The sequence below is a fragment of the Temperatibacter marinus genome, assembly GCF_031598375.1.
GTDB classification, from domain to species: Bacteria; Pseudomonadota; Alphaproteobacteria; order Sphingomonadales; family Kordiimonadaceae; genus Temperatibacter; species Temperatibacter marinus.
Map to the genome: position 1 here is coordinate 2605622 of NZ_CP123872.1, position 17635 is coordinate 2623256.

Sequence of the window (17635 nt, forward strand, 5' to 3'; positions counted from 1 at the left end):
TTATCCGATTGTGTTTAGAACTGATTCAAACATGATACGGCCATCAGTTCCACCGAGGGCAGGCTCGATCATCCGCTCTGGGTGAGGCATCATACCGAGAACATTCTTTTTGTCATTCAGAACACCTGCTATGAGGCGCTGAGACCCATTAATGTCTTCAGCATATCGAAAAGCCACTTGACCTTCACCTTCAACACGGTCCAGAGTTTCTGTATCCGCAAAATAATTGCCGTCATGATGAGCTACTGGAATTGTGATTTCTTGCCCTGCGTGATACTCAGATGTAAAGGCAGTTTCAGCATTATCCACTACCAAAGTCACGTCTTTACAAACAAAATCCAACCCAGCATTGCGCATTAATGCCCCAGGCAATAAGCCAGTCTCTGTCAGAATTTGAAATCCATTACAAACACCAAAAGTTGGCACGCCAGCTTGTGCACGTTTGACAACTTCCTTCATGATGTTACTTCTGGCGGACATGGCACCACACCTTAGATAATCACCATATGAAAAACCGCCGGGTAGGGCGATAAAATCTACGGTCTCAAAGTCGGTTTCCTGATGCCATACCATGGCAGGCTTCGTCCCTGTGATTTTCTCTAGGGCAACAGCCATATCCCGGTCGCAGTTAGACCCTGGGAATACAATTACTGCTGATTTCATGGGATTAAGCCTCCAGCTCTATGCTGTAGTTTTCAATCACAGTATTCGCAATAAGCTTCTCACACATGTCTTTCACCGAAGCCATTGCTGCTGTTTCATTGGTTTCCTGAAGGTCCAATTCAATATATTTACCTTGGCGCGCTGCATCAACACCCCCAAAGCCCATATTACCGAGAGCATGCTCAATGGCTTTTCCTTGAGGATCAAGTACGCCGTTTTTAAGAGTTACGTGAATTTTAGCTTTCATCAGGTTGGTCCTTTGTAGTTTTGGCTGCCCCGCAAAGACGGGCATTGTTTATCCATTAACAAGAAACGCCCGTCGAAAAATCCGGGACGGGCGCTTGTCTATTATCGTTCTAAATCATCGGGTATCGTGAGGGGGTCAACATCAAATTTAACACCCAGTCGTTTCGCAACTTCAAGATAGGCTTCCATCTCACCGCCTAAATCACGGCGAAAACGGTCCTTATCCAGTTTTTCATTCGTTTCTGCATCCCAAAGGCGACAGCCATCAGGACTAATCTCATCGGCAAGGATTACTTCATATTCATCTTCAGAAATAAAATGGCGACCAAATTCAAGTTTGAAGTCAATAAGATTAATGCCATTTGCTGTAAAGAGGCCTTGCAAGAAGTCATTGATACGCAAGGTGAGGTATTTCATCTCTTCCAGTTCTTCTTCTGTAGCCCAGCCCAAGATAACGGCATGATCAGCTGAAATAACAGGGTCGCCATATTCATCTGATTTATAGCAAAATTCCACAAGTGTTTCTGAAAGGGGTTCCCCTTCAATAAGGCCTAAACGCTTACAGATGGATCCTGCGGCTGTATTTCTGACTATCACCTCGACAGGAATAATTTCGCAAGCTTTGATCAGCTGCTCTCTCGGATTAAGGCGCTCAATAAAGTGAGTAGGGACACCAATACGCTCCAGAGAAGTGAAAATATGATCTGATATGTGGTTATTGATAACACCCTTACCAGAGAGTGTACCACGTTTTTCAGCGTTAAATGCTGTGGCATCATCTTTGAAGTATTGGACAATGGTATTGTCTTCAGGGCCTTTAAAGAGAACTTTGGCCTTACCTTCATAAATCTTGTTTTGGCGAGACATAGACGTCATTTCCTTCCCGCAAAATATGTTGAACGAACCCTCAAATCAGGCAAATTGTTCGCTTAATCCGAAAATTGATGCCTTCATAGACTAGTAATGAAAGAATCACAATATTTCTTTGCTTCTACCTGCTAAAATTTTCATTCAGTTGATTGTTATCAAGACAATCCCCATATGAGAAGGATAACAAGAGCATAACCATAGAGTTAAAGGTTCATTACGACACACACTTTTGAAGGAGGATATACCATGACGACTTTTGATGCCCGAGAAAAGGCTTTTGAAGATAAATTTGCACACGACCAGGAAATGCTTTTTAAGGCTGAGGCACGCAGAAACAAACTTGCAGGTGAGTGGGCTGGCCGTAAACTTGGAAAAAGCGGGGATGACTTAGAAACTTATATTAAATCTGTTATCATCGCCGATCTAGAAGAAGCAGGGCATGATGACGTAAAACGAAAGATCCATGCTGATTTCGTCACGAATAGTCTAGATATATCCGAACACCGCATCGATAAAAAGCTCACTGATCTTTTAACAGAAGCGAAACATCAGATCATGAATGGCCTCTAAAATGATTTGACGCCTGAGTTGAGGTCTGAATTGTGGCCTGAATTGTGGCCTGACTTAAAGCATCCTGGATTTCATTCTTCTGAAGTTAAGTTAGGGGAAGGAGAGATACTATCCGGATCGATACCAATAGACTCCATTCTCGATCGCCAGCGCTGATGGGCAAGAGTTTGCATATCCTCGACAGTATCAGATTCGTCCGTTATCTCTAGACCTATAAGCGTTTCAATAATGTCTTCTAGGGATACAAGGCCTTGAACCGTGCCATATTCATCTACGACCAGAGCAATATGACATTTTTCATGCATTAATCGATCATAGGCATGAGAGGCAGACACACTATCAGGCATGATTAAAAATGACCGCTTATACGCTTCAAGTTTGGTAGAGAAATTGTCTTTTGCCTGTGCGATGAGAAGATCTGTTCTGAGAATATAACCGGTTATATCATCCTGACTGCCTTCATAAATAGGAATGCGAGAAAAAGGGCGCTCTTCATGGGCTGAAAAATACTCTTGAACAGTCATTTCTGAAGGTAATGAGAAAACCACTGGGCGCGGAGTCATAATAACGCGAACTGATAGTTTCTTTAATTTCAATAAGTTCTGAACAATTTTTAATTCTTTATCTTCAAGCATTCCTTCTTTAGCGCCTATTTCAACCATGGCTGCCATTTCTGCTCGTGTGAAGGTGGCTCCGTGGACCTTACCGCCAGAAAGAAGGTTTGTTATTTTTGATGAAACCCACACAAAAGGAGCTAACAATTGCGTTAACCTATGAATAAGAATAGCAAATAGAGGCGCTAGTTGTTGCCAGTAGGTTGCACCAAGGGTTTTGGGAATAATTTCTGAGACAACGAGAATGAGTAAAGTCAAAACTGCTGATGTGATCCCCAGATATTCACTTCCAAAAACCACCGAAGCTTGAGCTCCAACCCCTGCGGCGCCAATAGTATGTGCGATTGTATTTGCTGTAAGGATCGCTGCAAGAGGGCGGTCTAAATTACTTAGTAAGTGATCGAGAATAGGTGCACTACGACTACCCTCTTGTTTCAAGGCTTCAACATATGTTGGCCGCACAGAGAGAAGCACAGCCTCAGCTACAGAGCAAAAACAGGATACAAGCAAAGCAAGCAACAAATATGAGATCAATAATGACATGACTTTTCCTTGATACTTTTTTCAGCGTACACAGCACGCCTCATATAAATCTATAATAGACCAGGTCTTTATTAAGGGGCAATAAATGTCCATGAAAAACCGACCGCAAGGAAGATTTCAAGGCCTACACTTACAAGCATAGACGCATTCACGGCGCGTCTTTTAAATTCGTATAATCCCATCACGGCAAGGCCGACCATACCCAACGCCATCGCAAGACTGATCGCCTCTCGAAGTTCAGAGGGTTGTGCATCCTTCACTAAAATCATCATCAAAGCGATTGTTAGATAAACAACGCCAATTCTTCGGCCAACAAGTATACCATCTTGATGAGCTTCTACACCCCAACGCTGAAAGAGCCTAGATCCAGCAAAAACCCAGCCAACACCAAGAATGAAGCCTGCCAGAGCTGTAAGGGAAGCAACAAAAGAAAAAGTCATTGAAAATTATCCCTGCTTAACCAAAGCGTGTTTCTTCTTACCTGAAGAAACTTTAACAGTATTCCCATCAAGATGCGCGGATGTAATGATGACTGTTTCGTCTGCCACTCTTTGATCATTAATCTTAGCACCGCCTCCTTTGATCAGGCGTCTGATCTCACCGTTTGAGGCACCAAACCCTACAAGTTTAAAAATTTCAATAACAGGTACACCTGTTTCGAGATCAGCAGTAAAGGTAGGTAACTCTGCAGCAGCAGCGTTACCAGAAAATGTTTTCTTTGCAGTTTCAGCAGCTCGAACAGCCGCTTCTGTGCCACGACATAAACTTGTTGCTTCATTCGCTAGTATAATCTTGGCCTCATTAATTTCTTGACCCTGAAGCGCTTCTAACTTTTCAACTTCATCCAAGGGGAGTTCAGTGAAGAGGCGTAAGAATTTACCCACATCTGCATCTTGGGTATTACGCCAGAACTGCCAGTAGTCATAGGATGATTTCTTATCTTCATTAAGCCAAACAGCCCCATCTGCGGTTTTACCCATCTTCTTACCATCAGCCGTAGTAATCAGGGGTGTTGTTAAACCAAATAGCTGCTTACTAATCATCCGCCGGGAAAGTTCCATCCCGTTCACAATATTGCCCCACTGATCAGAGCCACCCATCTGTAAAAGACACCCATGACGTTTTGCGAGCTCCATAAAGTCATAAGCTTGAAGGATCATATAATTGAATTCTAAGAATGTCAGCGGCTGTTCTCGATCGAGGCGCAACTTAACACTATCAAAGGTCATCATCCGGTTAATGGTAAAATGAGGACCAACATCTCTTAATAATTCGATATAGTGCAGGCCACTTAACCAATCATCGTTGTTGACCATCACAGCATCTGTTTTCCCATCGCCAAAAGAAAGCAACTGATCAAAGACGGAGCGAATTCCTTGAATGTTGGATTGAATTTTTTCTTCTGTTAACAACTGACGACTTTCATCCTTACCAGATGGGTCACCTACCTTTGTCGTGCCACCGCCCATCAAGGCTATGGGCTTATGACCGCATTTTTGAAACCATCTGAGCATCATGATCTGCACCAATGAACCAATGTGTAAACTGTCTGCCGTTGCATCAAATCCAATATAGGCCGTCTGCGGTCCTTCCATCAGTTTTGCGTCTAAACCTTCAAGGTCTGTGACCTGATGAATATAGCCACGCGATTGCATAATATTTAGAAAATCAGATTTGATCGTACTCATAGTAATTATCCATAAAATAGAAAGTAATGCTTTTCACAAGGCGCTGATTTAGCATAGGGTAGAAAAATGGTCTAGTGTCCTTTTATCAAATAGAGGGGGAAATATGTCATCTTTGGGCGAATCAGGTGAACGAAAGACAGCAATAGGACTTATGAGCGGAACTTCAATGGACGGCATTGATGCCGCCTATATTGTCTCTGACGGTGTTAGCGTAGAAAAGATAGGCCCTTCCATTTCCATACCTATGCCTGAAGCACTACAGGATACAATTCGAACTGTCATGAACCGAGCGACAAACGCTACTTCGAGAAATGATCCAATTCCAGACTTAGAGAGTCTCTCCCATGAAATCACAGTGTTGCATGCAAAAGCGGTTCAAACCTTACTAACTACCTACGACCTTGACCCGCGCTCTATCGACATGATCGGTTTTCACGGACAAACAATCACGCATAAACCTGAAAAGGGCTGGACATGGCAAATAGGGTGCGGACAAACATTAGCCAATTTGACCGGCATTCCTGTGATAAATGACTTTAGAAGTAACGACATGAAGCACGGCGGGGAAGGCGCGCCTCTTGTACCTGTCTACCATGCAGCATTACTGAAAAACTCAAAAGATGATGAAAAAGCAAGAGCCATACTAAATTTAGGCGGCGTCGCAAATGTAACCTGGGTGAAGTGGACTGGAAATTCAGTCGACCTATTGGCTTTTGATACAGGCCCAGCGAATGCTCTCTCCAATGACTGGGCTAGAGAACATACTGGGCAACGGTATGACAAAGATGGTAACCTGGCAGCGCAGGGCACAACCCATGAAGATGTCCTTATGGGCTTAATGGCCTCTCCTTATTTTGATGAACACCCCCCTAAATCTCTAGATAGAGATGATTTTACCATCTCTTCCTTAAGGGGACTCAATGCAACAGATGGAGCCTCCACTCTGATTGACTTTACTGTTGAGGCAATTGTTTCAGCTCAAAGTCACTTCCCTGAGTCTGTCGCGGCTTGGTATGTTTGTGGGGGCGGTGTCCATAATAGAACCATGATGCGCCGTCTGCGCAAGCATATCCCGGTCATGATTGATCCCGTTGATGCTATGGGCTGGAATAGTGATAGCCTTGAAGCGGAAGCCTTTGCTTTTCTGGCCATTCGTTCACAAAGAAATTTACCTTTATCATTCCCTGAAACAACAGGGACTTCAGAAGCTGTGACAGGTGGAGTATACTATTCACCCCTCACATAAGGCTTCTAACCATTGAGATGCTTTGCAACATCAAGAGCAAAATAGGTCCAAATTCCGTCAGCACCAGCCCTTTTAAACGATAGTAGACTTTCCATCATCACAGCATCCTTATCAAGCCACCCATTCTCCACAGCAGCCATAACCATGCTATATTCACCGGAAACTTGATAAGCATAGGTTGGCATTTGGAAGGTTTCTTTTACACGGGTGATCATATCAAGATAGGGCATCCCCGGTTTTATAATGATACTATCCGCTCCTTCGGAAATATCCTGTTCCGCTTCTCTGAGGCCTTCTTGAGCGTTAGCGGGGTCAAGTTGATAGGTTTTTTTATCGCCTTTAAGAGTCCCACTGCTGCCAACGGCGTCCCTAAAAGGACCGTAGAAAGCCGATGCATATTTTACAGCGTAAGACATAATTTGCGTATTCTCAAAACCATCAAGATCAAGCCCATAACGAATGGCGTCTACACGCCCATCCATCATATCACTTGGTGCAATGATATCTGCCCCAGACTTTGCTTGAACGAGGGCTTGTTGAACTAATATTTCAATAGTTTCGTCATTCAGAATTAGGCCATCTTTAACTAAACCATCTTGCCCATGAGAGGTATAGGGATCAAGTGCTACATCCGCGGCAATACCAATATCAGGCACTGCATCTTTTATTGCTTTAATAGCTCTATTCATAAGATTATCTGAGTTAAGGGCTTCTTTGCCGTCATCAGATCTTCTGTCTGCAGGTGTGTTTGGAAAAAGCGCGACACAAGAGATGCCAAGACTTTTTGCAAGTTTTACTTGTTCAATAACTTTGTCAACTGAATAGCGAAATACGCCAGGCATAGACGGAATAGCTTCTATATCACTGTGACCATCATTAATAAATAAAGGCCAAATCAGATCATTCACCGTCACTCTATTCTCACGAACCAAATTTCTTGACCATTCTGATGAACGAACACGCCTTAACCGGCTACTTGGGTAGGAAGAAGTCATAAATTTCACCTTATATTTTAGTTATTATCCAGATAACTATCATAATTTTCACATTAAATAGCGCTGCAATATAGAAATTAGGCGAAATTTTTATCTAAAATTTTAACTAGAACTTGTTTAAATTGGATTGAAGCAGTAATTTTCGCTTAATTTACAGATTATTCCTCAGTTATTGCATAAGGATTTTAAAGATATGTCAGGCTACAATTACGATCAACCAAAAACACTGTTTTTAGACATTTTATCCTTGATAGAACGTTTACACAGACGATTACTTGATGTGATCAAAGAAGTTCTAGACCGAAAGGGATGGGAAGACCTTAATCCTGTTCAAGCACTGCTTATTTATAACATCGGCGAATCTGAGATGACAGCCGGAGAATTGAGAACACGAGGATACTATCAAGGATCTAATGTCTCATACAATCTCAAGAAGTTGGTGGAAATGGGTTATTTGAGGCATGAAAAGTCAGACTTTGATCGCCGTTCGGTAAGAATTTCACTCACGGACAAGGGATCAGAATTGATGACGTTGATTGATGAAGAATATCAAACCCACTTAACTGAACTCATGGATGATGAATTAATGGGCCAAGAAGAACTTAAGGTTTTACGAAGAAATTTAAGAAACTTAGAGAGATATTGGACTGATAAACTCCGTTTCTAAATATCACAAGAACAATAGAGAATTCAAAAGAGGGGAGTGCCCCTCTTTTTTTTAATTGATCTTAATCAAATCTCTCTTTCATTACGCCCTGTATAAGATCCTAAATTAGCCCCGAAACAAGGCCCTGTATAAGGCTCTGAAATGGGGCCTGTAAACGAGGGATATCTTAAGATTCGTTCGCAAATTCAACACTAGACCTAACAAGGTGATTGATGTATTGATAGAAAGAAGTATAAAGAGCCCAATTGTGCAAACATTGGTATGATAAGCTGGACTGAGTATAATGGACTACGAAAAAATATTTGCAGATGCAATTGAAGCCATCAAAAATGAAGGCCGATATCGGGTATTCGCAGATATCAAACGCAAAAGAGGCGACTTTCCCCGTGCGACACGCTATGAGGGAAGCGATAACACACGGACGATTACTGTTTGGTGCTCTAATGATTACTTAGGCATGGGGCAGCATTCTTCTGTACTCTCAGCTATGCACGAAGCCCTTGACGAGACTGGCGCAGGCGCAGGCGGCACAAGAAATATCGGCGGAACCAATCATTATCATGTGCTATTAGAAAAAGAACTCTCAGACTTGCATGGCAAAGAAGAAGCACTGTTATTCACTTCAGGGTATATTTCTAACGAGGCAACACTCTCTACACTTGGAAAGCTTCTACCAGGATGCATCATTTATTCTGACGCCTTAAACCATGCCTCGATGATTCAAGGCATTCGTAATTCTGGGGCTGAAAGACGCATATTTAGGCATAATGACCTTGAACATTTAGAAGAACTTCTACAGGCAGATGACCCAACAGCACCCAAGCTAATCGCTTTTGAATCAGTTTACTCAATGGACGGTGATATCGCGCCCATAGAAGAAATCTGTGATCTGGCGGATAAATACCAAGCCATGACCTATCTTGATGAAGTCCATGCTGTTGGCATGTATGGCCCCCGTGGGGGCGGCATTTCTGAAAGAGATGGCCTTGCGGACAGAATTACGGTCATCGAAGGCACACTCGGTAAAGCATTCGGTATTATGGGCGGATATATCACAGCGTCAAAACAATTGATTGATGTGATAAGAAGCTATGCTTCTGGATTTATATTTACAACAGCTCTTAGCCCTGTGTTAGCAGCGGGCGCCTTAGCCAGCGTTAAACATTTGAAAGCTTCTGCCCTTGAGAGAGACTCCCAACAAGAGCGAGCAGAAAACCTGAAAAGTCGCATGCGGCAAGCTGGCTTACCGTTGATGGAAAGCGAAAGTCATATCGTCCCTCTTTTTGTAGGCGATCCTGTTCTTTGTAAAACAGTTTCTGATATTCTACTTGATGAATATTGCATCTATGTTCAGCCAATTAATTATCCTACCGTTCCAAAGGGTAAGGAAAGATTAAGATTTACACCTGGTCCTGATCACAACGATGCTATGATGGATGCACTCATTGAAGCCTTGCTTGATGTTTGGACACGCTTGGGCCTGAAAAAGATGGTTGCTTAATGTCTCGGGCGTCGCAATCTCATGGAATAATTTTCGAATATATCCCGCAAGGAAGATATGTGAAAGTATGTGCGATCTGCACAAAAACAGGCCTTGAAGTTTCTATTGTTGGGGATATTAAAGCCACAAAAGACGAGTTGAACCGCATTGCAACACAAAAACTTCATCGCATGAAAGAAAAGAAAAATCCCAAACCGCTTGAAAGCACAAGAGGGATTATCGTCTAGGGTGAACCATCCAGATTAGACAGCTTGCTACCAGCCTTATCCCACTCCTGATTAACTTTTTCCTAGACCGTGCTTCATTGCAACTCTAGATCGACGTTCCGAATATTTTTTACACACCATAGGATAGTTTGCCGGCAAGTTCCATTTTGAACGATATTCTTCTGGCGTTAAGTCGTATTGTGTTTTTAAATATCTTTTTAACATAATCATTTTCTTACCATCTTCTAGGCAGACGAGATAATCATCATGTATCGACTCATCAGGATCCACTGCAGGGGGCTGATAGTTCATCTTAATGGGATTGTTTTCAAGCTGCAGTAATTCAGCGTGAATGGTTTTAATTAAATCTGTAATCTCTTCTTTATTCACTTGATTATTATTCAAATAAGAAGAAACAATTTTTGTAGTATAAGCGATCAAGTGCGATGTATTATGATCTTTATCTTCTAAGTTCATTTTTATACCCAACTGCCCCATTTATTGAATAATTTAAATAATTAAAGTAAGCATATAGGCTTAATTACTATATTTTGGAAGTGTCCATATTTGTCTTTTATACATTTATTAGTAAATAAATGGTTAATCACTTGAATATAAGAGCCATTCTTAATCATTATTTAATTTAATCCATGGTGTTACGCTGTTTTTGTGTAAAATCTAGTCGAAAAGAAATATTTAGTTAGATGCAGAATTCAAGGCTTTATTAAACGAAATAAATGGTGCATAAAGCCTTTTTTATTAGGTAGTCGCTTATCTAAAAAGGGTGAAAAAAAAATGACATCGAAAACAATTGCATTTGCCTGTGATCATGCTGGTCCAGCATTAAAGAATGTCTTGATGGCTTTAGCAGAAGAATGGGGTTATAAAACTCTAAATTTAGGAACTGATGGTCCAGAGTCTGTCGATTATCCCGATTTTGGCGTCGCGATGGCAAAAGCTATTGAGGATAAAGAAGCCGATCTAGGTGTTTTAATTTGCGGAACAGGCATCGGGATTTCAATCGCTGCCAATAGGAACCCAAATGTCAGAGCAGCTCTCTGTCATAGTGGCCTTACAGCTCGTCTGACACGCCAACATAACAATGCAAACGTCCTAGCCTTGGGTGCTAGAATTATTGGCGAAGAAGTAGCCATAGATTGCTTAAAAGAATTTCTAAACACTGAATTTGAAGGCGGTCGTCATGAACGCCGTGTCAATAAACTTTCTTAAAGAGGACTGTATACGATGACATCTAATCTTAATGACAGATTTTTCACCGCACCTTTAACTGAAACTGATCCAGAACTATTTGCTTCTGTTGACAGCGAAATTAAGCGTCAACAAGGCCAAATTGAATTGATCGCCTCTGAAAATATTGTAAGCCGAGCTGTGATGGAAGCACAAGGCACAGTTCTAACGAACAAATATGCTGAAGGCTACCCAGGGCGTCGCTACTATCAAGGGTGTCATTATGTGGATCAATCAGAAACCCTTGCTATAGACCGCGCAAAAAAGCTCTTCAACTGTGGCTATGTCAATGTGCAACCACACTCTGGCGCACAAGCTAATGGGGCTGTTATGCTTGCTCTTGTTCAGCCAGGAGATACAATCCTTGGTATGTCACTTGATGCTGGGGGCCACTTAACACATGGAGCTAGACCAGCTCTCAGTGGTAAATGGTTTAACGCTGTTCAATACGGTGTTCGCAAGGACACAGCCCTTATAGATTTTGAGGAAGTTGAACGTTTGGCTGTTGAACATCAACCAAAGATAATCATCGCCGGTGGATCTGCTTATCCTCGCGAGATTGATTTTGCTAAATTCCGTACAATAGCTGATAAGGTTGGTGCTTATCTTCATGTAGATATGGCTCACTTTGCTGGGCTAGTAGCGGCAGGAGTTCACTCTAATCCACTTGATTATGCGGATGTAGTCACAACTACAACGCATAAAACACTCCGGGGGCCGCGCGGTGGTATGATCCTTACAAACCGTGAAGATCTAGCGAAGAAATTTAATTCCGCAGTTTTCCCCGGCCTACAAGGGGGGCCTTTAATGCATGTTATTGCTGCTAAGGCTGTTGCTTTTGGCGAAGCCCTCACAGACGAATTTAAAGACTATGGAAAGCAAGTTGTTGAAAATGCTGTTGCACTGGCCGCTCGCTTAAAAGAAAATGGATTTGATATTGTCTCAGAAGGTACGGACACACATGTTGTCCTTGTCGATCTTAGACCAAAAGGGTTAACAGGGAAGGCCGCCGATGAAGCGCTTGAGCGATCCTTGATGACCTGTAATAAAAACGGTGTGCCCTTTGATCCTGAAAAGCCAATGATCACATCAGGTATTCGTCTAGGCACACCTGCAGGGACAACCCGTGGATTTGGAAAAGAAGAATTTATTCTCATAGCTGACTGGATCACAGAAGTTCTTGACGGCCTTGCTGCTCATCCCGAGAATAATGAAGAAGTTGAAGCCGCTGCTCGTGCAAAGGTTACTGAACTTTGTAATAAATTTCCGATCTACACCTATCTCTAAGAATGGGTTAAAATATAAATGCAGCGCTACGGGGCTGCATTCTAATGTCAATAATTTCATAGGTCTCTTATGCGCTGTCCTTTTTGCCAAAACGAAGATACACAAGTTAAAGATTCACGTCCAACCGATGATAAATCTTCCATTCGTCGTCGACGCTTCTGTGCAGGATGTGGCGCACGGTTCACGACTTTTGAACGCGTTCAACTTCGAGAATTGACTGTCATAAAGAAGGCTGGCCGCCGTGTGCCTTTTGACCGTCTAAAATTAGAACGCTCGCTTGACATTGCCCTAAGAAAACGCCCCGTTGAGAGTGAACGCGTTGATCGAATGATTAATGGCATTGTACGACGTTTAGAAAGTATGGGGGAAAATGAAGTAGAAGTAGAAGATATTGGCAATCTTGTTATGGAAGGCCTAGCTGGACTTGATCAGGTTGCTTATGTTCGCTACGCCTCTGTTTATAAGAATTTCAGAGAAGCTTCTGATTTTGTAAACTTTCTGCATAATATAAATACAAATGATGGTGAGGGTGATTAATTGACACATGAGTCTTTCACAGACATAGATTACGGCTTTATGAAACACGCCCTTTCCCTCTCTAAAAGGGGTCTAGGGACAACAGCGCCGAATCCAAGTGTTGGATGTGTACTCGTCAAAAACAATCATGTCATAGGGCAGGGATGGACACAGCCAGGTGGGCGTCCTCATGCTGAAATTCATGCCCTCACTTCAGCCGTATCATCTCCAGATGGAGCGACTGCCTATGTCACACTAGAACCCTGCGCTCACAAAGGGCAATCTGGTGCATGTACTGACGCCCTCATTCAAGCAAATGTCAAACGTGTGATTATTGCGTCTTTAGATCCTAATCCACAGGTAAACGGAAAAGGCATTGAAGACTTAAAAGCAGCAGGGATTGCTGTGCTTTCTGGGTGCATGAAAGAAGAAGCAGATAAAATTCATCGTGGTTTCTTTTTCTCTCTTCAAAAGAACAGACCTCTTTACACAGCCAAAATAGCTTCATCATTAGACGGAAAGATTGCCTTACAATGCGGTGAAAGCAAGTGGATTACAAATGATCAGTCTCGTATGCGCGGTCACAGCTTAAGAGCCAATCATGATGCTATCCTGATCGGGATAGGCACAGCTTTAGCTGATAATCCATCTTTAACATGTCGACTTAAAGGGCTAGAAAACCAGTCACCTAAAAGAATTGTCATGGACAGGCAGTTGCGGATACCAATCACTTCAGAACTCGTGCTATCCGCAGAGAAAATACCGACTTACATTTTCACTGAGGTTTCAAATTCTAAGGATTACCCACCCAGTGTAAATATTATTACTTTGAATAATATCAAAGACTTAAAAGAAGTTTCTCGTGTATTTCTTAGCCTAGGCCTTACCCGTGTCCTAATTGAAGGCGGGGCGACACTTCTGAGCGCCTTTATTGAGGAAGATTTTGTTGATGACATATATTGGTTCAGATCTAATCAGGTTATAGGAGCGGATGGCTTAAGTGCCATTAGATCTTTGGCCCTTAGGCAATTATCAGATGCCAAAAGATATAAACTTCAAGAATTATTACCTCTAGGGACGGATATACTTGAAAGACGCACTCGAAGAAGATAAAGAAAGCCTATGTTTACAGGAATTATCACAGATGTAGGTCAGGTGCGAAAGCTAGACCGTAAAGATCAAGCAAACTCAGATCTTAGAATTGAGTTTTCAACGTCCTATGAGATGAACACTGTTGAAATCGGTGCTTCAATCGCAAGCAGTGGCGTTTGTCTCACTGTGGTTGATAAGGGAATTGATAAAACGACCAATTGGTATGCAGTGGATGTGTCAGATGAAACATTACGCGTTACAAATTTGTCAGAATGGACTGTTGGTTCGGAAGTTAATCTTGAGCGTGCTCTAAAAGTTGGTGATGAATTGGGCGGCCACATTGTTACTGGACATGTGGACTGCATTGGCACAATCGTTACGTTTAAAGAGACTGCAGGCTCAATCACAATGGAAATTGAAATCCCTAGAAGTGAAGGCAATCAAGTTGCGGAAAAGGGCAGTGTATGCATTGACGGAGCGTCGCTTACTGTCAATACCATTAAAGATACGAATACAACAACAAGCTTCTCTATCAATCTTATTCCCCACACGCAGTCCGTAACAAGTTTCCGTAATTCTAAGGTTGGTGATAAAGTAAATATTGAATTTGATGTTCTAGCCCGCTATGTAGCACGCTTACAAGCGTAATTAAGATGAACCATACAGATTAAAGTAAAAAAAAATGCCAAATACTGAGTTCCAACTGTCTTCCATTGAAGAAATTATTGAAGATGCCCGTCACGGCAAGATGTATATCCTCGTGGATGATGAAGACCGTGAAAATGAAGGGGATCTAATCATTCCAGCAGAATTTGCGACGCCTAAAGCCGTAAACTTTATGGCACGCTATGGCCGTGGCTTAATTTGCTTGCCGATGTCCGAACGACGGATCAATAAGCTCGGATTGAATATGATGAGTTATAAGAATGATATGCGTCATCATACAGCTTTTACTGTTTCCATCGAAGCCCGTGAAGGGGTAACTACTGGTATTTCTGCTGCTGACCGATCTCATACCATCTTAACTGCAATCGATGAAAAAAAATCTTCTGTGGATCTCGCCACCCCAGGGCATATATTCCCACTAATGGCTCGGGACGGCGGTGTTCTTGTGAGAGCAGGGCATACAGAAGCATCTGTAGATATATCAAGACTGGCTGGGCTAAATCCATCGGCTGTTATTTGTGAAATTATGAAAGATGATGGCGAAATGGCGCGTCTGCCTGATCTCATCACTTATGCAAAAGAGCATGGCCTGAAGATTGCAACAATTAAAGATCTTATCGCCTACCGTCTAAAGCACGACAATATGATTGATCTCGCTGATGAAACCAGTTTTGTGCGTCATAGCGGGAATGAATGGACGGCACGTGCCTATAAAACAAAGGCAGACCATAAGGAAGCAACTGCTTTGATCTATGGTGATCTTAGTGAAACAGATACCTGCTTAGTACGCATGCATGTTCATAATCCTTTTGAAGATTTATTTGGAGAGAATTCACCACGTTCGGGACAGTTGCAATCTTGCATGAATGTTATTGAATCAGAAGGGCGGGGTGTCATTGTCATTTTCCCTGGTGAATATGGCGGTCATCCTTCAGCTCTCATGGCTTCAAGAAATGAAAAGCAACGCGGCATTTCAGCCAAACAAGAACATGTTGTCCGCAATATTGGGCATGGTGCTCAAATCATGATAGAATTAGGGATTAAGCATCTCACTTTACTCTCCAATACGCCTTCGACAGTAATCGGACTTGATGGCTATGGATTGGATATTAAAGAATGGCGTGCCATTCCGTCAGAATAACGAAAGAAACAGGTTATGTCTTTAAATCACTATCTTATTGTTGAAGCCCGTTTTTATGACGATTTAGCCGATGAAATGGTTCAAGGGGCCATAGAAGCCATAGAAGCCAATAACGCTACTTATGAGAGACTTTCTGTACCGGGTGCTTTAGAAATTCCAGCTGCAATGAAATTTGCTGATGTTGGAACAGCTAAAGTGTATGCCGGCTACATTGCCTTGGGCGTTGTTATCCGCGGTGAAACATCCCATTATGATTATGTTTGCGGCGAAAGTGCACGCGCCCTTCAAGAATTAGCAATTACCCATAATATGGCTGTGGGTAACGGCATTCTTACTGTAGAAGATCATGAACAAGCATGGGCAAGAGCGGACCGTAAAAGAAAAAACAAAGGCGCTGATGCCGCCAATGCAGCACTTAGAATGGCTGCATTAAAATCTGAGTTCAAAGTATAAGGGTGACCAATCATGGCGCAAAAAAATAAATCTGGTGGGGCGAGAAGTGCAGCACGTTTAGCAGCTGTTCAGGCCACATACCAACTGTTAATGTCTGAAGAGCCCAATGCTGTTCTTACAATCGATGAGTATAAGAAACATCGATTAGGTAAAGAGATTGAAGGAATTGAATTTGCAAAGGCAGATGAAAAGCTCTTTTCTGATGTCGTAGAAGGCACATGGAATAGAGCTGAAGAACTAAATTCTCTCATCGGTAGCTCTCTTAAAGACGGGTGGTCTACAGATCGCTTAGAAAAACTGATACACGCTATTTTGCTTACTGGAGCCTATGAACTTTCTGCACGTCCAGATGTACCAACAGCTGTCATCATAACAGAATATGTGGATGTAACACATGCCTTCTGTGAACGCCAAGAAGCTTCATTCGTGAACGGCGTTCTCGATAAAATCGGAAAGACAGTGAGAAGCTAGCAAAGGGTTCTATGCCATCAGAATTTGATATTATCGAGACTTATTTTGCTCCCCTTGCGGGTAAAGAAGGCGTCGGTTTAAAAGATGATGCAGCTCATTATTGCCCCTCTCCATCGAAAAAGGTCGTCCTCTCTAAGGACATGCTTGTCGAAAGTATCCACTTTTTGCCGGATACGAACGCTGAAGATTTAGCATGGAAAGCCTTGGCTGTTAACATTTCTGACTTGGTCGCAAAAGGGGCGAAACCAAAAGGCTATCTTCTAGGCCTTGGACTACCGGCCATGCCGACCATAGACTGGCTTAAAAGCTTTGCACATGGTCTTGACTGCGCACAAACGGTTTTTAAGTGCCAGTTATTTGGTGGGGATACAGTCAGGACAAATAAAGACTTAACCTTCAGTGTCACTGTGATCGGCGAAGCTGATGTCGATGCGCCGCTACGGTCTGGTGCTAAAGCAGGGGACCACATCTATGTCTCGGGCAGTTTAGGCGGGGCTTGCTACGGTCTAAAATCTTTCAGAAAAGAAATTGCGAAAAATGCTGACCTTGAGCAGACTTATTTGAGACCACAACCGCGTATGGACCTAATCTCTTTAATTTCCAACTATGCCTCTGCCAGTGCAGATATCTCAGATGGATTAGTGGCAGACATAGGTCATATTGTCGATGCCTCTTCAGTTGGGGCTCATTTGAAGGCTGAAGATATCCCTGTTAATGAATTGATTAACACTCCAAATTTGGAGGAAATCCTCACATGGGGTGATGATTATGAAATCGTCTTTACTGTTGATCCTAGTAAAGAGGAAGAGATGCTCAGCTACCATGATCGTCACTGCTCAACCCCCATTCATAAAATTGGGCTGGTCAAAAACGATCAGGGCGTTACAATAGTCGGTAAAGACGAAACAATTTTATCTTATAGTAAAAGTGGGTTTAATCATTTTTAAAGGAG

The 17635-nt window shown here is 42.5% G+C and carries 22 protein-coding genes; 14 read left to right on the top strand and 8 right to left on the bottom strand.

Annotated elements, in window-relative coordinates; translation table 11 throughout:
• From purQ to purC, 3 genes are all read right to left on the bottom strand, one after another.
• Positions 1 to 663 carry a phosphoribosylformylglycinamidine synthase subunit PurQ gene (gene purQ, locus QGN29_RS11695; protein WP_310798049.1) on the bottom strand — a complete coding sequence of 221 codons (663 nt, stop codon included), beginning with the start codon at positions 661 to 663 and terminating at the stop codon, positions 1 to 3.
• Between the two features lie 4 nt (positions 664 to 667).
• Positions 668 to 910: a phosphoribosylformylglycinamidine synthase subunit PurS gene (gene purS / locus QGN29_RS11700; RefSeq protein ID WP_310798050.1), complete on the bottom strand. Its 243-nt coding sequence runs from the start codon at positions 908 to 910 to the stop codon at positions 668 to 670.
• Between the two features lie 101 nt (positions 911 to 1011).
• Complete coding sequence (gene purC, locus QGN29_RS11705; RefSeq protein WP_310798051.1) at positions 1012 to 1776, bottom strand: phosphoribosylaminoimidazolesuccinocarboxamide synthase; 765 nt, start codon at positions 1774 to 1776, stop codon at positions 1012 to 1014.
• A 249-nt stretch (positions 1777 to 2025) separates the two neighbouring features.
• Here purC and QGN29_RS11710 point away from each other — a divergent pair, with 249 nt between their 5' ends.
• Positions 2026 to 2349, top strand: coding sequence for a DUF1476 domain-containing protein (locus tag QGN29_RS11710; protein ID WP_310798052.1), 324 nt, complete (start codon positions 2026 to 2028; stop codon positions 2347 to 2349).
• 71 nt (positions 2350 to 2420) lie between these two features.
• On the opposite strand, the gene QGN29_RS11715 is transcribed toward QGN29_RS11710, so the two are convergent.
• From QGN29_RS11715 to tyrS, 3 genes are all read right to left on the bottom strand, one after another.
• A complete protein-coding gene (locus tag QGN29_RS11715) occupies positions 2421 to 3506 on the bottom strand; it encodes a hemolysin family protein (protein ID WP_310798053.1) in 1086 nt (361 codons plus the stop codon).
• Positions 3507 to 3577: 71 nt separating this feature from the next.
• Entirely contained in the window at positions 3578 to 3946 is a 369-nt protein-coding gene (locus QGN29_RS11720) for a hypothetical protein (RefSeq protein WP_310798054.1), read from the bottom strand.
• 6 nt (positions 3947 to 3952) lie between these two features.
• A complete protein-coding gene (tyrS, locus tag QGN29_RS11725; RefSeq protein WP_310798055.1) occupies positions 3953 to 5194 on the bottom strand; it encodes a tyrosine--tRNA ligase in 1242 nt (413 codons plus the stop codon).
• Positions 5195 to 5297: 103 nt separating this feature from the next.
• Here tyrS and QGN29_RS11730 point away from each other — a divergent pair, with 103 nt between their 5' ends.
• Positions 5298 to 6440 (top strand): anhydro-N-acetylmuramic acid kinase, encoded by a 1143-nt coding sequence (locus QGN29_RS11730; RefSeq protein WP_310798056.1) that lies wholly within the window; start codon positions 5298 to 5300, stop codon positions 6438 to 6440.
• A 5-nt stretch (positions 6441 to 6445) separates the two neighbouring features.
• Here the strand turns inward: QGN29_RS11730 and hemB are convergent, their stop codons facing one another.
• Positions 6446 to 7435, bottom strand: coding sequence for a porphobilinogen synthase (hemB, locus tag QGN29_RS11735; protein ID WP_310798057.1), 990 nt, complete (start codon positions 7433 to 7435; stop codon positions 6446 to 6448).
• 193 nt (positions 7436 to 7628) lie between these two features.
• On the opposite strand from hemB, the gene QGN29_RS11740 reads away from it, so the two are divergent.
• From QGN29_RS11740 to QGN29_RS11750, 3 genes are all read left to right on the top strand, one after another.
• Positions 7629 to 8102 carry a MarR family winged helix-turn-helix transcriptional regulator gene (locus QGN29_RS11740; RefSeq protein WP_310798058.1) on the top strand — a complete coding sequence of 158 codons (474 nt, stop codon included), beginning with the start codon at positions 7629 to 7631 and terminating at the stop codon, positions 8100 to 8102.
• Positions 8103 to 8385: 283 nt separating this feature from the next.
• Complete coding sequence (hemA, locus tag QGN29_RS11745; protein WP_310798059.1) at positions 8386 to 9603, top strand: 5-aminolevulinate synthase; 1218 nt, start codon at positions 8386 to 8388, stop codon at positions 9601 to 9603.
• A 59-nt stretch (positions 9604 to 9662) separates the two neighbouring features.
• Complete coding sequence (locus QGN29_RS11750) at positions 9663 to 9830, top strand: DUF6898 family protein (RefSeq protein ID WP_310798060.1); 168 nt, start codon at positions 9663 to 9665, stop codon at positions 9828 to 9830.
• 51 nt (positions 9831 to 9881) lie between these two features.
• Here QGN29_RS11750 and QGN29_RS11755 read toward each other — a convergent pair whose 3' ends face one another.
• Positions 9882 to 10286 (bottom strand): Ros/MucR family transcriptional regulator, encoded by a 405-nt coding sequence (locus QGN29_RS11755; protein ID WP_310798061.1) that lies wholly within the window; start codon positions 10284 to 10286, stop codon positions 9882 to 9884.
• Positions 10287 to 10604: 318 nt separating this feature from the next.
• Between QGN29_RS11755 and rpiB the strand changes: the two genes are divergently transcribed.
• The 9 genes from rpiB (at position 10605) to thiL (ending at position 17630) form a co-directional block, all read left to right on the top strand.
• A complete protein-coding gene (rpiB, locus tag QGN29_RS11760) occupies positions 10605 to 11039 on the top strand; it encodes a ribose 5-phosphate isomerase B (RefSeq protein WP_310798062.1) in 435 nt (144 codons plus the stop codon).
• Positions 11040 to 11054: 15 nt separating this feature from the next.
• On the top strand, positions 11055 to 12344 hold the full coding sequence (gene glyA, locus QGN29_RS11765) for a serine hydroxymethyltransferase (RefSeq protein ID WP_310798063.1): 1290 nt from the start codon (positions 11055 to 11057) through the stop codon (positions 12342 to 12344).
• A 69-nt stretch (positions 12345 to 12413) separates the two neighbouring features.
• Positions 12414 to 12881, top strand: a complete 468-nt coding sequence (gene nrdR / locus QGN29_RS11770) for a transcriptional regulator NrdR (protein WP_310798064.1) — start codon at positions 12414 to 12416, stop codon at positions 12879 to 12881.
• The gene (gene ribD / locus QGN29_RS11775) at positions 12882 to 13973 is read left to right on the top strand and encodes a bifunctional diaminohydroxyphosphoribosylaminopyrimidine deaminase/5-amino-6-(5-phosphoribosylamino)uracil reductase RibD (protein ID WP_310798065.1); all 1092 of its coding nucleotides are present in this window, start codon (positions 12882 to 12884) and stop codon (positions 13971 to 13973) included. It begins immediately after the preceding gene.
• Between the two features lie 9 nt (positions 13974 to 13982).
• On the top strand, positions 13983 to 14600 hold the full coding sequence (locus tag QGN29_RS11780) for a riboflavin synthase (RefSeq protein WP_310798066.1): 618 nt from the start codon (positions 13983 to 13985) through the stop codon (positions 14598 to 14600).
• 34 nt (positions 14601 to 14634) lie between these two features.
• Entirely contained in the window at positions 14635 to 15759 is a 1125-nt protein-coding gene (gene ribB / locus QGN29_RS11785) for a 3,4-dihydroxy-2-butanone-4-phosphate synthase (protein ID WP_310798067.1), read from the top strand.
• Positions 15760 to 15774: 15 nt separating this feature from the next.
• Complete coding sequence (gene ribH / locus QGN29_RS11790) at positions 15775 to 16212, top strand: 6,7-dimethyl-8-ribityllumazine synthase (RefSeq protein WP_310798068.1); 438 nt, start codon at positions 15775 to 15777, stop codon at positions 16210 to 16212.
• 12 nt (positions 16213 to 16224) lie between these two features.
• Positions 16225 to 16683 carry a transcription antitermination factor NusB gene (nusB, locus tag QGN29_RS11795; protein WP_310798069.1) on the top strand — a complete coding sequence of 153 codons (459 nt, stop codon included), beginning with the start codon at positions 16225 to 16227 and terminating at the stop codon, positions 16681 to 16683.
• 11 nt (positions 16684 to 16694) lie between these two features.
• On the top strand, positions 16695 to 17630 hold the full coding sequence (gene thiL / locus QGN29_RS11800; protein WP_310798070.1) for a thiamine-phosphate kinase: 936 nt from the start codon (positions 16695 to 16697) through the stop codon (positions 17628 to 17630).
• Positions 17631 to 17635 lie beyond the last annotated feature (5 nt).

What these genes read in the sequence shown, in the direction of transcription:
- purQ (WP_310798049.1), bottom strand. Translation starts at nt 663, where the DNA reads ATGAAATCAGCAGTAATTGTATTCCCAGGGTCTAACTGCGACCGGGAT.
- purS (WP_310798050.1), bottom strand. Translation starts at nt 910, where the DNA reads ATGAAAGCTAAAATTCACGTAACTCTTAAAAACGGCGTACTTGATCCT.
- purC (WP_310798051.1), bottom strand. Translation starts at nt 1,776, where the DNA reads ATGTCTCGCCAAAACAAGATTTATGAAGGTAAGGCCAAAGTTCTCTTT.
- QGN29_RS11710 (WP_310798052.1), top strand. Translation starts at nt 2,026, where the DNA reads ATGACGACTTTTGATGCCCGAGAAAAGGCTTTTGAAGATAAATTTGCA.
- QGN29_RS11715 (WP_310798053.1), bottom strand. Translation starts at nt 3,506, where the DNA reads ATGTCATTATTGATCTCATATTTGTTGCTTGCTTTGCTTGTATCCTGT.
- QGN29_RS11720 (WP_310798054.1), bottom strand. Translation starts at nt 3,946, where the DNA reads ATGACTTTTTCTTTTGTTGCTTCCCTTACAGCTCTGGCAGGCTTCATT.
- tyrS (WP_310798055.1), bottom strand. Translation starts at nt 5,194, where the DNA reads ATGAGTACGATCAAATCTGATTTTCTAAATATTATGCAATCGCGTGGC.
- QGN29_RS11730 (WP_310798056.1), top strand. Translation starts at nt 5,298, where the DNA reads ATGTCATCTTTGGGCGAATCAGGTGAACGAAAGACAGCAATAGGACTT.
- hemB (WP_310798057.1), bottom strand. Translation starts at nt 7,435, where the DNA reads ATGACTTCTTCCTACCCAAGTAGCCGGTTAAGGCGTGTTCGTTCATCA.
- QGN29_RS11740 (WP_310798058.1), top strand. Translation starts at nt 7,629, where the DNA reads ATGTCAGGCTACAATTACGATCAACCAAAAACACTGTTTTTAGACATT.
- hemA (WP_310798059.1), top strand. Translation starts at nt 8,386, where the DNA reads ATGGACTACGAAAAAATATTTGCAGATGCAATTGAAGCCATCAAAAAT.
- QGN29_RS11755 (WP_310798061.1), bottom strand. Translation starts at nt 10,286, where the DNA reads ATGAACTTAGAAGATAAAGATCATAATACATCGCACTTGATCGCTTAT.
- rpiB (WP_310798062.1), top strand. Translation starts at nt 10,605, where the DNA reads ATGACATCGAAAACAATTGCATTTGCCTGTGATCATGCTGGTCCAGCA.
- glyA (WP_310798063.1), top strand. Translation starts at nt 11,055, where the DNA reads ATGACATCTAATCTTAATGACAGATTTTTCACCGCACCTTTAACTGAA.
- nrdR (WP_310798064.1), top strand. Translation starts at nt 12,414, where the DNA reads ATGCGCTGTCCTTTTTGCCAAAACGAAGATACACAAGTTAAAGATTCA.
- QGN29_RS11780 (WP_310798066.1), top strand. Translation starts at nt 13,983, where the DNA reads ATGTTTACAGGAATTATCACAGATGTAGGTCAGGTGCGAAAGCTAGAC.
- ribB (WP_310798067.1), top strand. Translation starts at nt 14,635, where the DNA reads ATGCCAAATACTGAGTTCCAACTGTCTTCCATTGAAGAAATTATTGAA.
- ribH (WP_310798068.1), top strand. Translation starts at nt 15,775, where the DNA reads ATGTCTTTAAATCACTATCTTATTGTTGAAGCCCGTTTTTATGACGAT.
- nusB (WP_310798069.1), top strand. Translation starts at nt 16,225, where the DNA reads ATGGCGCAAAAAAATAAATCTGGTGGGGCGAGAAGTGCAGCACGTTTA.
- thiL (WP_310798070.1), top strand. Translation starts at nt 16,695, where the DNA reads ATGCCATCAGAATTTGATATTATCGAGACTTATTTTGCTCCCCTTGCG.